This window comes from Pseudomonas halotolerans (assembly GCF_039581215.1).
GTDB lineage: Bacteria > Pseudomonadota > Gammaproteobacteria > Pseudomonadales > Pseudomonadaceae > Aquipseudomonas > Aquipseudomonas tehranensis.
In genome coordinates this window covers 139225-153938 of the sequence record NZ_JBCNTJ010000005.1, presented here as the reverse complement: position 1 = coordinate 153938, position 14714 = coordinate 139225, and the positions used below count along the sequence as shown (strand labels likewise).

12 protein-coding genes are annotated in these 14714 nt (G+C 57.3%); 5 read left to right on the top strand and 7 right to left on the bottom strand.

Annotation, left to right across the window (positions count from 1 at the left end; all coding sequences use genetic code 11):
• Positions 1-426: 426 nt before the first annotated feature.
• The 5 genes from mnmE to rpmH form a co-directional block, all read right to left on the bottom strand.
• The gene (gene mnmE, locus AAIS01_RS09460; protein ID WP_343468754.1) at positions 427-1797 is read right to left on the bottom strand and encodes a tRNA uridine-5-carboxymethylaminomethyl(34) synthesis GTPase MnmE; all 1371 of its coding nucleotides are present in this window, start codon (positions 1795-1797) and stop codon (positions 427-429) included.
• A 79-nt stretch (positions 1798-1876) separates the two neighbouring features.
• Positions 1877-3559, bottom strand: a complete 1683-nt coding sequence (gene yidC / locus AAIS01_RS09455; RefSeq protein ID WP_343468753.1) for a membrane protein insertase YidC — start codon at positions 3557-3559, stop codon at positions 1877-1879.
• A 2-nt stretch (positions 3560-3561) separates the two neighbouring features.
• Positions 3562-3807 (bottom strand): membrane protein insertion efficiency factor YidD, encoded by a 246-nt coding sequence (yidD, locus tag AAIS01_RS09450; RefSeq protein ID WP_010465488.1) that lies wholly within the window; start codon positions 3805-3807, stop codon positions 3562-3564.
• Positions 3800-4204, bottom strand: coding sequence for a ribonuclease P protein component (rnpA, locus tag AAIS01_RS09445; RefSeq protein ID WP_047230119.1), 405 nt, complete (start codon positions 4202-4204; stop codon positions 3800-3802). The genes yidD and rnpA overlap by 8 nt, the downstream gene beginning before the upstream one ends.
• Before the next feature lie 16 nt (positions 4205-4220).
• The gene (gene rpmH / locus AAIS01_RS09440) at positions 4221-4355 is read right to left on the bottom strand and encodes a 50S ribosomal protein L34 (protein WP_003213577.1); all 135 of its coding nucleotides are present in this window, start codon (positions 4353-4355) and stop codon (positions 4221-4223) included.
• Positions 4356-4924: 569 nt separating this feature from the next.
• On the opposite strand from rpmH, the gene dnaA reads away from it, so the two are divergent.
• Genes dnaA through gyrB form a run of 4 tightly spaced genes read left to right on the top strand, consistent with a single transcriptional unit; the run spans position 4925 to position 11135 of the window.
• Positions 4925-6445 (top strand): chromosomal replication initiator protein DnaA, encoded by a 1521-nt coding sequence (gene dnaA, locus AAIS01_RS09435; protein WP_343468752.1) that lies wholly within the window; start codon positions 4925-4927, stop codon positions 6443-6445.
• Between the two features lie 39 nt (positions 6446-6484).
• Positions 6485-7588 (top strand): DNA polymerase III subunit beta, encoded by a 1104-nt coding sequence (dnaN, locus tag AAIS01_RS09430; protein WP_007903001.1) that lies wholly within the window; start codon positions 6485-6487, stop codon positions 7586-7588.
• A 20-nt stretch (positions 7589-7608) separates the two neighbouring features.
• Positions 7609-8712, top strand: coding sequence for a DNA replication/repair protein RecF (gene recF, locus AAIS01_RS09425; RefSeq protein WP_063323653.1), 1104 nt, complete (start codon positions 7609-7611; stop codon positions 8710-8712).
• Between the two features lie 5 nt (positions 8713-8717).
• Positions 8718-11135 carry a DNA topoisomerase (ATP-hydrolyzing) subunit B gene (gyrB, locus tag AAIS01_RS09420; RefSeq protein ID WP_047230120.1) on the top strand — a complete coding sequence of 806 codons (2418 nt, stop codon included), beginning with the start codon at positions 8718-8720 and terminating at the stop codon, positions 11133-11135.
• A 68-nt stretch (positions 11136-11203) separates the two neighbouring features.
• Here the strand turns inward: gyrB and AAIS01_RS09415 are convergent, their stop codons facing one another.
• On the bottom strand, positions 11204-11938 hold the full coding sequence (locus AAIS01_RS09415) for a response regulator transcription factor (RefSeq protein WP_214916214.1): 735 nt from the start codon (positions 11936-11938) through the stop codon (positions 11204-11206).
• 282 nt (positions 11939-12220) lie between these two features.
• Between AAIS01_RS09415 and AAIS01_RS09410 the strand changes: the two genes are divergently transcribed.
• Positions 12221-13738 (top strand): sensor histidine kinase, encoded by a 1518-nt coding sequence (locus tag AAIS01_RS09410; RefSeq protein ID WP_343468751.1) that lies wholly within the window; start codon positions 12221-12223, stop codon positions 13736-13738.
• A 167-nt stretch (positions 13739-13905) separates the two neighbouring features.
• Here AAIS01_RS09410 and AAIS01_RS09405 read toward each other — a convergent pair whose 3' ends face one another.
• Positions 13906-14685 carry a lysophospholipid acyltransferase family protein gene (locus tag AAIS01_RS09405; RefSeq protein ID WP_343468750.1) on the bottom strand — a complete coding sequence of 260 codons (780 nt, stop codon included), beginning with the start codon at positions 14683-14685 and terminating at the stop codon, positions 13906-13908.
• Positions 14686-14714: the final 29 nt, after the last annotated feature.

The window sequence follows — 14714 nt, the reverse complement described above, 5'->3', positions numbered from 1 at the left end:
CAGCTGTGGAAAAGTCGAGGTTAAAGAAATTAAAAAGAAAGAAATTTATAAAACCTTTGTTTTTATGTTTATTCTTACTGACCGACGTTTCTGTGGATAAAGCTCTGAAGGCCTTTATATCCGATATGTACAGAGATTCAAAACCCTGTGTCCAGGTGGGGCTGAGGGGGTTGGATAACCGGTGTAAGCCTGTGGATGAATGGGGTGGTTATCCACAGGGGCTGTTATCTTCAGTTTTTAAGGGGGTTTATCAACTGAGCTCAGGGTCAGTTATTCACAGGGCTTAATCCACCGTAAAACTGGCCCTTGGGCCAACTATCGGCCACAGACAAGCCGCCAAGCGGGGCAATCGTTTCAAGAAAGGGAAGAAACCTGGCTGCATGGGCTCGTTGGATGGTCCAGAGCAGCCGGTTCTTTAGGGATGGGTTACTTACCGATGCAGAAGCTGGAGAAGATTCGACCAAGCAGGTCATCAGAGCTGAAGGCCCCGGTAATTTCCCCGAGAGATTGCTGGGCCTGGCGTAAATCTTCGGCCAGGAGCTCACCGGCGCCGGCGAGGGTCAGTTGCGCGCGACCGTGCTCCAGCGACGCGCTGGCATGGCGCAACGCCTCAAGGTGCCGACGACGGGCGCTGAAGCTGCTTTCCGAAGTCTGCTCATAACCCATGCAGGCCTTCAAATGTTCGCGCAGCAACTCCAGTCCCATATCCGCGGATTTCGCGCTGAGGCTAATGGTGACGTGGCCATCACCACTGACCTCCAGGGTTACAGGTTCCCCGGTCAGGTCGGCCTTGTTACGAATCAGCGTGACTTTCGAAGGGGCTGGCCGGGTTTCCAGAAACTCTGGCCACAACGCGAAAGGATCATCGGCTTCCGGGGCTGTGGCATCGACCACCAACAAGACCCGGTCAGCCTCGCCAATGGCTTTGAGCGCACGCTCCACGCCTATTTTTTCCACATGGTCGTCGGTATCGCGCAGGCCGGCTGTGTCGACTACATGCAGGGGCATGCCATCGATGTGGATATGTTCACGCAGAATATCCCGGGTGGTGCCGGCGATCTCGGTGACAATCGCGGCCTCACGGCCTGCCAAGGCGTTGAGGAGGCTGGATTTGCCTGCATTTGGCCTTCCGGCGATCACCACTGTCATACCATCGCGCAACAGGGCGCCTTGCCCGGCTTCGCGCAGTACTGTGGATAACTCATCGCGGACTTTGTCGAGCATGCTGAGCACGTGGCCATCGGCGAGAAAGTCGATTTCTTCCTCAGGAAAGTCAATCGCTGCCTCGACGTAGATCCGCAGGCCGATCAGTTGCTCGGTGAGGTTATGCACACGCTGGGAAAAAGCGCCCTGCAGGGAACGCAACGCATTGCGCGCAGCCTGTGCAGAACTGGCTTCGATCAAATCAGCGATGGCTTCGGCCTGGGCCAGGTCGAGCTTGTCGTTGAGGAACGCGCGTTCGCTGAACTCGCCTGGCCGTGCAAGACGACAACCCAGTTCAAGGCAACGTTTGAGCAACATGTCCAGGACAATCGGCCCGCCATGACCTTGCAGTTCCAGCACATCTTCGCCGGTGAACGAATTGGGGCCGGGGAAATACAAGGCCAGGCCCTCATCGAGCACCTGCAGGTCATCACTGAAAAAAGGGCCGTAGTGAGCAAACCGTGGTTTGAGTTCTCGACCGCTGATGGCCTTGGCCGCGACGCTGGCCAGAGGTCCCGAAATACGGACGATGCCGACTCCCCCACGACCTTGGGCAGTTGCTACGGCGGCAATGGTTTCACGAGGTGCGCTCATAAACCGGTATCCAGACAAAAGTGGCAGATAGCAAAACGCCCCACTAGGGGGCGTTTTGTGTGGTTATCCACAGAGCAAGTTACGCCTCGGCTTTTTTCGCAGCCGCTTCGATCTTACGCGTGATGTACCACTGCTGGGTAATGGACAATACGTTGTTCACCACCCAGTACAGCACCAGGCCCGCAGGGAACCACAGGAAGAAGAAGGTGAAGATGATCGGCATCATCTTCATGACCTTCGCCTGCATCGGGTCCGGAGGTGTTGGGTTCAACTGCTGCTGGATGAACATGGTTGCGCCCATGATGATCGGCAGGATGAAGAACGGATCCTTGATCGACAGGTCGGTGATCCACAGCATGAACGGTGCCTGACGCATCTCCACGCTTTCCAGAAGCACCCAGTACAGCGCCAGGAACACAGGCATTTGTACGAGAATCGGCAAGCAACCACCCAGCGGGTTGATCTTCTCTTTCTTGTACAGCTCCATCATGGCCTGGGACATTTTCTGCCGGTCATCGCCATGTTGTTCTTTCAAGGCGGCCAGCTTCGGTGCCACTGCGCGCATGCGGGCCATCGATTTATAGCTGGCGGCTGACAACGGGAAGAAGATCCCTTTGATCAGCATGGTCAGGAAGATAATCGACCAGCCCCAGTTACCGACGAGGCTGTGGATATGTTGCAACAGCCAGAAGATCGGCTGGGCAATGAACCACAGGAAACCGTAGTCCACGGTCAGTTCCAGACCTGGGGACAACTCTTTCAATACCGCCTGGCTCTTTGGACCGGCATACAAAATAGCGCTGGTTTCAACGGTTGCACCTGGTGCCGCGGTCAATGCTGGACCGGTGTAGCCGACGATGTAGTTGCCTTTGCTGTCTTTACGCGTCTGGACGACGTTGTTTTCGCCTTTCTGCGGAATCCAGGCGGTTACAAAATAGTGCTGCAACCAGGCAACCCAGCCACCTTGTACGGTTTCCTTGAGCTGCGCCTTGTCCATGTCTTTCATGGACACTTTCTTGTACGGCTCCGAACTTGTCCACAGGGCAGCGCCCAGGTAAGTCGCGGTGCCGGTGGCAGTGCTCGAGGATGGATCGGAACTGGCGTCACGCTTCAATTGCGCAAACATCGCACCAGACCAGGGCTGTGCGCTCTGGTTGTCGATCAGGTAGGAAACGGTCACGTCATACAGGCCACGTTTCAACGTGAAACGTTTGATGTAGTTGACGCCGTCCTTGCTGAACTTCAGGTCCACGACCAATTGGTCCTGACCGTCGGCCAGTTGATAAGTCTTCTTCTCGGAGGAATAAACCGGGCGACCGGCCGGGTTGGCGTCCGGACCGTTGGCGCCGATCAGACCACTTTGGGCCAGGTAGGTCCGCTCATTGCCGTTATCGAACAGCTGGAATGGAATTTCCGGATGGTCCTGGCGGCGCGGATACAACGGCAGCTTCAACTGAGCGACGTCACCACCTTGTGGATCGATTGCCAGATCGAGCACGTCGGTCTTGATCTGGATCAGATCCTTGCTTGCAGCCACAGGGGCTTCGGCAGGAGCAGTGGTATCGCTTGCCGCGCGCGGGATGTCGTCATTGCTGGCGGTATTATTGCCAGTCGTGGTGTCCGGCAAGCTCGGTGCGGTATTGCTGGCTGCAACATTCTGAGTCGGCAAGGCTGCCTGGCCATAGTCCTGGTTCCATTTAAGAACCATGACGTAGGACACGATTGCCAGGGCGACGATCAGGATCGTGCGTTTGATATCCATGATTACTCGGCCATCGAAGAAGAACGGGAGGTAGGGATAGGCGGAACCGGGTCATAACCGCCGGGATTCCACGGATGACACCGACCTAAACGACGAAAGGTCAGCCAGCCACCGCGCAGAAGGCCATGATTTTCTATGGCTTCATACGCGTAGCAAGAACAACTGGGGTAGAAACGACAGTGACTGGCCATCAGGGGACTAATGGCGTAGCGATAAAACTGGATCGGAACGAGTGCCAGTTTACGCATCGGGACTGTCTACCCCTACAGTTTCGGTGTTGACTGCTGGCGGTGCTGGCTTGTTACGAGCCAAGCGCTTCCAGAGTTTGCCGAAATGCTGAATCAATTCGGGGTTTTCTACGTCACCCAAACCTTTGCGCGCGACGATAACAATGTCCCAACCGACCAGTGAATCCTGGTTCAGACGAAACGATTCGCGCATCAGACGTTTGAGGCGATTGCGCTGAACGGAGAGCTTGACGCTCTTTTTCCCGATAACCAGCCCTAGTCGGGGGTGATCAAGATCGTTGCTGCGCGCAAGGAGCAGGAGATTTTTCCCCGGAACCTTGCCGGTAGGGGAGTCAAAGACTGCCTTGAAATGCCGGGGTGTAAGCAGACGCTTTTCCCGACTGAAGTCCTGACTCACCTCCAGTGCCGGATTATCAAACTGCCAGACGCGCACGACCTTTGGCGCGGCGACGCGACAGGACGGCACGACCGTTCTTGGTAGCCATGCGAGCACGGAAACCGTGGGTACGAGCGCGTTTGATAGTGCTTGGTTGGAAAGTACGTTTCATGTCGTGTTACCTGGGTTCGTCCACAACGGGCCGGAATGGCCCCCGTTTTAAGAGACCGGGGATTCTAGAGAAAGCAAGCCTCTAGGTCAATTTCCAACCAGCGTTTACTTCAAATAGATGTCCTGCTTGGACGGCGGCTTCATCTCAGGCCTCCGGATATAGAAATAAAAAGAAGGGAATTATTTAAAGCTTTTCTGTAAAGCTTATAAAAGCAAGGCTGGCACCTTTCTGTGGATAACCATGTCTAGCCCTTGTAATTCGCCATGTACAGAGAATGACAAGTACAGGGGAAAGCAGTGTTCTGCCTGTGCTGCACCGTCGGATAAGCTGTGTGTGGAATGGTCAGTTATCCACAGGACGGTTATCCACCGAGTTCAACCCTCACTTGTGTAACGGGCTCAGGGGCGGTTATCCACAGAGCTTATCCACCGACCGCCTGTCGTCTTGCGCTGGGTTAAGGCATTGATAAATCATGGTAGATGAGCAACCTGCATGTGGATAAGTGGACGTCCGCTCGCTACAATGGCCGCTTGTTTTTGCCTCACCGGCTTTCAACTTAGGGGATATCCGTGTCAGTGGAACTTTGGCAGCAGTGCGTGGAGCTTTTGCGCGATGAGCTGCCTGCCCAACAATTCAACACTTGGATCCGTCCGCTACAGGTCGAAGCCGAAGGCGACGAGTTGCGCGTCTACGCACCGAACCGTTTCGTTCTCGACTGGGTTAACGAAAAGTATCTGGGGCGGGTCCTTGAGCTGCTTGATGAGCACGGCAATGGCATGGCGCCTGCGCTGTCCTTATTAATAGGCAGTAAACGCAGCTCGGCACCGCGCGCCGCGCCCAACGCACCGTTGGCAGCTGCGGCCTCCCAGGCCCAGGCCGTAGCAGCGCCGGTTAACCATGCCGCGCCGGCCCCTACGCCGGCCCCGAGCAAACGTAATGCCCAAAAGGTGGCCGAGGTCAGCGAGGAGCCCTCACGGGACAGCTTCGACCCAATGGCCGGCGCCAGTTCCCAACAAGCTCCGGTGCGCGCCGAACAGCGCACCGTTCAGGTCGAAGGTGCACTCAAGCACACCAGTTACCTGAATCGCACCTTTACCTTCGAGAACTTCGTTGAAGGCAAGTCCAACCAACTGGCGCGGGCGGCAGCCTGGCAAGTCGCGGACAACCCCAAGCACGGCTATAACCCGCTCTTCCTTTATGGTGGCGTGGGCTTGGGTAAAACCCACTTGATGCATGCGGTGGGTAATCACCTATTAAAGAAGAACCCGAATGCCAAGGTCGTGTACCTGCATTCCGAGCGTTTCGTGGCCGACATGGTCAAGGCGCTGCAACTGAACGCGATCAACGAGTTCAAGCGTTTCTACCGTTCGGTGGATGCGTTGCTGATCGATGACATCCAGTTCTTCGCCCGCAAGGAACGCTCCCAAGAAGAGTTCTTCCATACCTTCAACGCATTGCTTGAAGGCGGGCAGCAGGTCATTCTCACCAGTGACCGCTACCCGAAAGAAATCGAAGGTCTTGAAGAACGTCTCAAATCGCGCTTCGGCTGGGGCCTGACGGTCGCTGTCGAGCCGCCGGAGCTGGAAACCCGGGTGGCGATCCTGATGAAGAAGGCTGATCAGGCCAAGGTCGAACTGCCTCACGACGCTGCCTTCTTCATTGCCCAGCGTATCCGCTCGAACGTACGTGAGCTCGAAGGCGCCCTCAAGCGGGTCATCGCTCATTCGCACTTCATGGGCCGCGATATCACCATCGAGTTGATTCGCGAATCCTTGAAAGATTTGTTAGCGCTTCAAGACAAGCTGGTTTCTGTGGATAACATTCAGCGCACGGTTGCTGAATACTACAAAATCAAGATATCCGACCTGCTTTCCAAGCGTCGTTCGCGTTCAGTGGCCCGCCCGCGTCAGGTGGCGATGGCCTTGTCCAAGGAACTGACCAACCACAGTCTGCCGGAAATTGGCGATGTGTTTGGTGGACGCGACCACACCACGGTGTTGCACGCCTGTCGTAAGATCAATGAACTTAAGGAATCCGACGCGGACATCCGCGAGGACTACAAGAACCTGCTGCGAACACTGACCACTTGATGACCACCAGCGCAGCTTATTAAGGCAAGGGACTAGACCATGCATTTCACCATTCAACGCGAAGCCCTGTTGAAACCCCTGCAACTGGTCGCAGGCGTCGTCGAACGCCGCCAGACCTTGCCGGTACTTTCCAACGTGCTGCTGGTTGTCGAAGGCCAGCAATTGTCGCTGACCGGTACCGACCTGGAAGTCGAGCTGGTCGGTCGTGTACAGCTTGAAGAACCGGCCGATCCGGGGTCCATCACCGTGCCGGCGCGCAAGCTGATGGACATCTGCAAAAGCTTGCCTAACGATGCGCTGATCGACATCAAGGTCGATGAGCAGAAGCTCGTGGTCAAGGCCGGCCGCAGCCGTTTCACCCTGTCGACCCTGCCGGCCAACGACTTCCCGACTGTGGAAGAGGGCCCAGGCTCGCTGACCTGCAGCCTTGAGCAAAGCAAACTGCGCCGTTTGATCGAACGCACCAGCTTCGCCATGGCCCAGCAGGACGTGCGTTACTACCTCAACGGCATGCTCCTGGAAGTGTCCGCCGGTATCATCCGTGCCGTCGCTACCGACGGTCACCGTTTGGCCATGTGCTCGATGCAGGCCGATATCGGTCAGCCTGACCGCCATCAAGTCATCGTCCCGCGCAAAGGGATCCTGGAGTTGGCACGCCTGCTGACCGAGCCGGACGGCAATGTCAGCATCGTCTTGGGCCAACACCATATCCGCGCCACCACGGGTGAATTCACTTTCACGTCGAAGTTGGTTGATGGCAAGTTCCCTGACTACGAGCGCGTGCTGCCCAAAGGCGGCGACAAGCTGGTCCTGGGTGACCGTCAGGCCCTGCGAGAGGCGTTCAGCCGTACTGCGATCCTGTCCAACGAGAAGTACCGCGGCATCCGTCTGCAACTGGCCAACGGTCAATTGAAAATCCAGGCGAACAACCCGGAGCAGGAAGAAGCGGAAGAAGAAGTGGGCGTTGAATACAACGGCGGCTCCCTGGAAATCGGTTTCAACGTCAGCTACCTGCTCGACGTCCTGGGCGTGATGACCACTGAGCAAGTGCGTCTGATTCTGTCGGACTCCAACAGCAGTGCGCTGGTGCAGGAGTCCGATAACGACGACTCGGCCTACGTCGTCATGCCGATGCGTCTGTAATCATGCCCAGCAGAAGCTAGATGTCCTTAAGTCGCGTCTCGGTCACCGCGGTGCGCAATCTGCACCCGGTGACCTTCTCCCCTTCCCCCCGCATCAATATCCTTTACGGCGCTAACGGCAGCGGCAAAACCAGCGTTCTGGAAGCTGTTCACCTGCTGGGGCTTGCCCGGTCGTTTCGCAGCACCCGTCTGTTACCGGTCATCCAATACGATCAGTTGGCCTGCACGGTGTTTGGGCAGGTGGAATTGGCTGAAGGGGGTCATAGCGCCTTGGGGATTTCGCGGGATCGGCAAGGCGAGTTCCAGATTCGCATAGACGGACAGAACGCCCGCAGCGCTGCGCAGTTGGCGGAGATCCTGCCGTTGCAGTTGATCAATCCGGACAGCTTCCGCCTGTTGGAGGGCGCGCCGAAGATTCGTCGACAGTTTCTCGACTGGGGTGTGTTCCACGTGGAACCACGGTTCATGGCCACGTGGCAGCGCTTGCAGAAGGCGCTGCGCCAGCGAAATTCCTGGCTGCGGCATGGTACACTTGACGCCGTTTCGCAAGCGGTTTGGGACAGGGAACTGTGCCAGGCCAGCGCTGAAATAGATGAATACCGCCGCGCTTACATCAAAGCCTTGAAACCGGTGTTTGAGCAGACCTTGAGCGAACTGGTTGAGCTTGAGGGGCTGACGCTCAGCTATTACCGGGGCTGGGACAAGGACCGGGAGCTGAGCACCGTACTGGCTGGCTCGCTGCAGCGGGACCAGCAGATGGGCCATACCCAGGCTGGACCGCAACGCGCTGACTTGCGCCTAAGACTGGGCGCACATAATGCCGCGGACATCTTGTCCCGGGGGCAGCAGAAGTTGGTGGTGTGTGCCTTGCGTATTGCCCAGGGCCATTTGGTCAGCCAGGCTCGACGCGGTCAGTGTATTTATCTGGTGGATGACTTGCCGTCCGAATTGGACGAAGCCCACCGTCGCGCGCTCTGCCGCTTGCTGGAAGACTTACGCTGCCAGGTTTTTATCACCTGTGTAGATCACGAATTACTGAGGGAAGGCTGGCAGACGGAAACGCCAGTCGCTCTGTTCCACGTGGAACAGGGCCGTATCACCCAGACCCACGACCATCGGGAGTGAAGGCATTGAGCGAAGAAAACACGTACGACTCAACGAGCATTAAAGTGCTGAAAGGCCTGGATGCCGTACGCAAACGTCCCGGTATGTACATTGGTGACACCGACGATGGCAGCGGTCTGCACCACATGGTGTTCGAGGTGGTCGACAACTCGATCGACGAAGCCCTCGCCGGCCATTGCGATGACATTAGCATCATCATCCACCCGGATGAGTCCATCACTGTTCGCGACAACGGTCGTGGCATCCCGGTAGACGTACACAAGGAAGAAGGCGTTTCCGCAGCCGAGGTCATCATGACCGTGCTGCACGCCGGCGGTAAGTTCGATGACAACTCCTACAAGGTATCCGGCGGTCTGCACGGCGTCGGTGTATCGGTCGTGAACGCACTGTCCGAGGAGCTTGTGCTCACCGTTCGCCGCAGCGGCAAGATCTGGGAACAAACCTACGTCCACGGTGTGCCTCAGGCGCCGATGGCCATCGTAGGCGACAGCGAAACGACCGGTACCCAGATTCACTTCAAGGCTTCCAGCGAAACCTTCAAGAACATCCACTTCAGCTGGGACATCCTGGCCAAGCGGATTCGTGAACTGTCCTTCCTCAACTCCGGTGTCGGCATCGTCCTCAAGGATGAGCGCAGCGGCAAGGAAGAGCTGTTCAAGTACGAAGGCGGCCTGCGTGCATTCGTTGAATACCTGAACACCAACAAGACCGCGGTCAACCAGGTGTTCCACTTCAACGTCCAGCGTGAAGATGGCATTGGCGTGGAAATCGCCCTGCAGTGGAACGACAGCTTCAACGAGAACCTGTTGTGCTTCACCAACAACATTCCGCAGCGCGATGGCGGTACTCACCTGGTGGGTTTCCGTTCGGCGCTGACGCGTAACCTGAACAACTACATCGAACAGGAAGGCCTGGCGAAGAAGCATAAAGTCGCCACTACCGGTGACGATGCCCGTGAAGGCCTGACGGCGATCATTTCGGTGAAAGTGCCGGATCCGAAGTTCAGTTCCCAGACCAAGGACAAGTTGGTGTCTTCCGAAGTGAAGACCGCGGTAGAACAGGAAATGGGCAAGTACTTCTCCGACTTCCTGTTGGAAAACCCCAACGAAGCCAAGTTGGTGGTCGGCAAGATGATCGACGCCGCCCGCGCCCGTGAAGCCGCGCGCAAGGCCCGTGAGATGACCCGCCGCAAAGGCGCGCTGGACATCGCCGGTCTGCCGGGCAAACTGGCCGACTGCCAGGAGAAGGACCCTGCCCTGTCCGAACTGTACCTCGTGGAAGGTGACTCTGCTGGCGGTTCCGCCAAGCAGGGCCGCAACCGCCGCACCCAGGCCATCCTGCCGCTCAAGGGCAAGATCCTGAACGTGGAGAAGGCACGCTTCGACAAGATGATCTCCTCGCAGGAAGTCGGCACGCTCATCACTGCGCTGGGCTGTGGTATCGGCCGCGATGAGTACAACATCGACAAGCTGCGTTATCACAACATCATCATCATGACCGACGCCGACGTCGACGGTTCGCACATCCGCACCCTTCTGCTGACGTTCTTCTTCCGTCAGTTGCCGGAGCTGATCGAGCGAGGCTACATCTATATCGCCCAGCCGCCGCTGTACAAGGTCAAGAAAGGCAAGCAAGAGCAATACATCAAAGACGACGACGCCATGGAAGAGTACATGACGCAGTCGGCCCTGGAGGATGCGAGCCTGCACCTGAACGAAGAGGCCCCGGGCATTTCCGGCGAAGCTCTCGAGCGCTTGGTTAACGACTTCCGTCTGGTGATGAAGACCCTCAAGCGCCTGTCCCGCCTGTACCCGCAGGAGCTGACCGAGCACTTCATCTACCTGCCGGCCGTCAGCATGGAACAGCTGTCCGATCACGCAGCGATGCAGGATTGGCTAGCCCAGTACGAAGTTCGTCTGCGCACTGTAGAGAAGTCTGGCCTGGTGTACAAAGCCAGCCTGCGTGAAGACCGTGAACGTAACGTCTGGCTGCCAGAGGTCGAACTGATCTCCCACGGTCTGTCGAACTATGTCACCTTCAACCGCGACTTCTTCGGCAGCAATGACTACAAGACCGTCGTCTCTCTGGGCGCGCAACTGAGCACCCTGCTGGACGAAGGCGCCTACATCCAGCGCGGTGAGCGCAAGAAAGCCGTCACCGAGTTCAAGGAAGCCCTTGAATGGCTGATGGCCGAAAGCACCAAGCGCCACACCATCCAGCGCTACAAAGGTTTGGGCGAGATGAACCCGGACCAGCTGTGGGAAACCACCATGGACCCAGGTTCGCGCCGGATGCTGAAAGTCACCATCGAAGATGCCATTGGCGCAGACCAGATCTTCAACACCCTGATGGGTGATGCGGTCGAACCTCGTCGTGACTTCATCGAAAGCAATGCGTTGGCGGTGTCTAACCTGGATTTCTGATCCAGCCACCCTGCCCCAACGAAAAAGGCCAACGCATATGCGTTGGCCTTTTTTTTCGCTTGTGGGTCCTAACTCGCTACCGAAGCCTCACTCCCCGCTGCCACGCTTTCCAACCGATACCCATACCCATAAATCGTCAGCAACTGCCAACCCCGATCCGCCGTCAGCCCAAGCTTGTTGCGCAGGCGGTAGATGTGGGTGTCGAGGGGGCGGGACGAGGTCATTTCTTCGTGGGTCCAGAAGCGTTCGTAGAAATATTCCCGGGACAGTGGGCGGCCCAGGTTGGCGAACAGGCAGCGGGCCAGACGGTACTCTCGTTCGGTGAGGCTGATGGGCATGCCGGCGCGGGTGACGGTGAGTTCGGCGTCGTCGAATTCCAAGTCGTTGAATACCAGCACGTCGCTGGCTGGAGCGCGTTGCAGGTTATGGCGCCGCAACACGGCGGTGACCCGGGCCTTGAGTTCGTTGGGCCTGAAGGGTTTGCTCACGTAATCGTCGGCTCCGGCATTGAGGGCCTGGACCACATCGTGCTCGCCGTCGCGGCTGGTGAGCATGATGGCGGCCGGTGGCGAGTCCATGTGCTCTCGCGTCCAGCGCAGCAGCGACAACCCGCTGATGTCGGGCAATTGCCAGTCGAGAATCAACAGGTCAAAGGTTTCCCGGCGCAGTTGCCGCAAGAGGTCTTCGCCGCGTTCGAAACTGTGCAGGGCCCAGGCTTGCTCACCCCTGCCGGGGATTTGTTGTAGTGTCTGTTCCACCCGGCGCAGCTCCGCCGGTTCGTCATCCAGTATGGCGACACGCATGGGATGCGATTCCTTGATCTCGAAAGTAACGGACATCATCAGGGTGGCCATGCAATCTGAACAAATATTCCACTCGCCCGATGCAGTGTCGACGAGCCGATAAGTTGTCGGGTTGCAGGTTCCCCTGTCGCTGGCAGTGACAATACCGGCTCATGACGCTCAGGGAAAGGCAGCAGCGCGCCGCCTATCGAGTCCGCTATAGTCTTTGGTCTTCAGCCTATCGGTGCGACGCGCGACCTCCATGAAAAAAAACTCTCGTTCTTTTGTTCCGTCAGGGTGCCTATGAGCAACCAGCGCCGTCGTGAAAGTCGTGAACCGACCCAAGTCCAACGTATGTTTCGCCAATGGGTGCGGGAATGGTTGTGGATAAGTCTGGTTCTGTTGCCGCTCACCGCGCTGTTATCATTCAGTACCCAGCCCACTCGCCACGGGCCAGAGGCGGCGTTGTTGTCGGTGCTTGTGGTTGCCGTCGTGCTGGGCTTGCTATTGCTGCGCCCTCGCCTGGCGTTATGGACGACAGTGGGTGGAATGAGTGTGGCCCTGCTGATCAGTGTCGTACTCGGGGCTGAAGGCTGGTGGTGGTCGCCCATGGCGAGCGTGCTGGGTATCGTGTTTGGCTATCTGATCTGGAACTGGCGTCGCCTGAGCGTGGTGCTGGCCTACTTTGGCTGGGAACTGGCGCGCCTGGATGCGGAACCCAAAGTGTTCCCCGAACGGCGTCGTGCCCCTTACACGGGCAGTGACCGCTTGCAGGGCCAGATCATGGCTCTGGAACAAGCCATGGGGCGAACCCGGGACACCCGCCGCTTTATTGCTGACGGCCTCGAATACTTGCCTGTGGCCACAATGATCAGCGATCCCCAAGGCAGGATATTGCTCGGTAACCGCAGAGCTCGAGAGCTTTTCGGCCATGGCTTGGCGGGGGGCGATGTATTGGAACATCTCGCACAGCTCGGTTACCCAGGACTGGAACGTGGGCAGCCTCACCGGTTATCCACATTGCCACTGGTGGAGTTTCGCGACAGTCGAGAGCGAAGCTTGCGTCTGGAACGCGCGCCGCTTTTGCCTGTTGATGGTGAGGCGCCGATTGGCTGGTTACTGAGCCTCATCGACCTGAGCGCGGAGCGCGAAGCCGAAGAGCAACGCAGCGTGATGCTGCGTTTTTTGTCCCATGATTTGCGCGCGCCCCACTCAGCGATCCTGGCCCTGCTGGATGTGCAGCGGCATCAGACGGGGGCGAATAATCCGCTCTTCGATCAGATCGAGCGCCAGGTGCGTCGCGCCCTGGAATTGACCGACGGCTTCGTGCAATTGGCCAAGGCCGAATCCGAAGCTTACCAGTTCCAGCCGACGCTGTTCGCCATGCTGGTGCTGGATGTACTTGACCAGGCGCTGCCGATTGCTCAGGTAAAACGCATCCAGTTGATTCATGAAATAGAGGATGAAGAGGCGATGGTGAGGGCGGATCAACCATTGTTGACCCGTGCCCTGTTCAATCTGCTGGAAAATGCCATCAAGTACAGCGCGCCCGACGCCTGCATTTCGCTACAGGTTCATTGCACGTCGGGGTGGTTGATCTGCAACGTCGCCGACCAAGGCAAGGGCATCAGTGCCGAAGAACTGCCGGACCTGTTCAGTCAGTACCGCCGGTTTTCATCGGCCCAAGGGGTTGATGGCATTGGCTTGGGATTATCGATGGTCAAGGCAGTGGTTGACCATCACGGGGGGAAAATCGAATGCCATAGCGTGGTCGGTAAAGGCACGACGTTCAGTCTGCGATTCCCGTTGTTGGCAGAGTAAAGATCGTCCGAACGCGGCCCGAGCTTTCGGACGATCTTTTGCTGCTATAAAAACTTATGCACCTGGAGGCGGGTTTTATGTGTTTATGAAATATGCATTAAAAACAAAGACATAAGGCACAAAAGTAACGGATTTCAAAAAAACGGTACACAGGTTATCCACAGATATCAAACAGCGGCTTGTTCCGTGGGCACTTCCGCGACGGGGCCGGGGGGAAGCGAACCCATCTCCCGTTGTGTCTGTTCATTCCAGGCTTGTACGCGCTCGTTGAGATCGGCAATGGCGCGGGGACCGCTACCTTCGGCATACATCGGTTCGCCGATTACCACGGTGATGACGCCCGGGGTCCGGAGCCAGCCACCCTTGGGCCAGAACTTGCCGGCATTGTGTGCAATCGGCAGCACTGGCAGGTTAGCATTTACCGCTAAAGCGCTACCACTGCGGGAGAATTTTCCGATGGTCCCGTAGGGAACGCGTGTCCCCTCCGGAAAGATCAGCACCCAAACCTTGTCCTTGAGCAGCTCATCGCCTTTTTTCGCCACCTGTTTGAGAGCCACCTTGGGGTTGTCCCGGTCAATGGCGATTGGACGCAGCATTGCCATGGCCCAACCGAAAAAAGGTACGTACAGCAATTCGCGTTTGAGCACTTGGCTCAGGGGCTCGAAGTAAGCCGACAGGAAGAACGTCTCCCAGGTGCTCTGATGGTTGGACTGGATCACGCACGGTTGGTCAGGCACGTTTTCGGCGCCTTTTACTTCATACCGTATCCCCAGAAAAACCTTGCTCAGCCACAGCGCGCAACGGCACCAGTACACATTGATAAAACGGTAGCGCGTTCTGAACGACATGAACGGTGCGACAAAAAAACTCAAGGAGCACCACAACAACGAACTGGTGCCCAGCAGCAGGTAAAAGAGAAAGGTTCTGATGGCCTGCAATATCGACATAGCGGCATTTACCGTTGCGGGCAATGCCC

Coding starts and splice junctions, on each gene's coding strand:
- mnmE (WP_343468754.1), bottom strand. CDS start 1,797: ATGAGCGCACCTCGTGAAACCATTGCCGCCGTAGCAACTGCCCAAGGT.
- yidC (WP_343468753.1), bottom strand. CDS start 3,559: ATGGATATCAAACGCACGATCCTGATCGTCGCCCTGGCAATCGTGTCC.
- yidD (WP_010465488.1), bottom strand. CDS start 3,807: ATGCGTAAACTGGCACTCGTTCCGATCCAGTTTTATCGCTACGCCATT.
- rpmH (WP_003213577.1), bottom strand. CDS start 4,355: ATGAAACGTACTTTCCAACCAAGCACTATCAAACGCGCTCGTACCCAC.
- dnaN (WP_007903001.1), top strand. CDS start 6,485: ATGCATTTCACCATTCAACGCGAAGCCCTGTTGAAACCCCTGCAACTG.
- recF (WP_063323653.1), top strand. CDS start 7,609: ATGTCCTTAAGTCGCGTCTCGGTCACCGCGGTGCGCAATCTGCACCCG.
- AAIS01_RS09415 (WP_214916214.1), bottom strand. CDS start 11,938: ATGCGTGTCGCCATACTGGATGACGAACCGGCGGAGCTGCGCCGGGTG.
- AAIS01_RS09410 (WP_343468751.1), top strand. CDS start 12,221: ATGAGCAACCAGCGCCGTCGTGAAAGTCGTGAACCGACCCAAGTCCAA.
- AAIS01_RS09405 (WP_343468750.1), bottom strand. CDS start 14,685: ATGTCGATATTGCAGGCCATCAGAACCTTTCTCTTTTACCTGCTGCTG.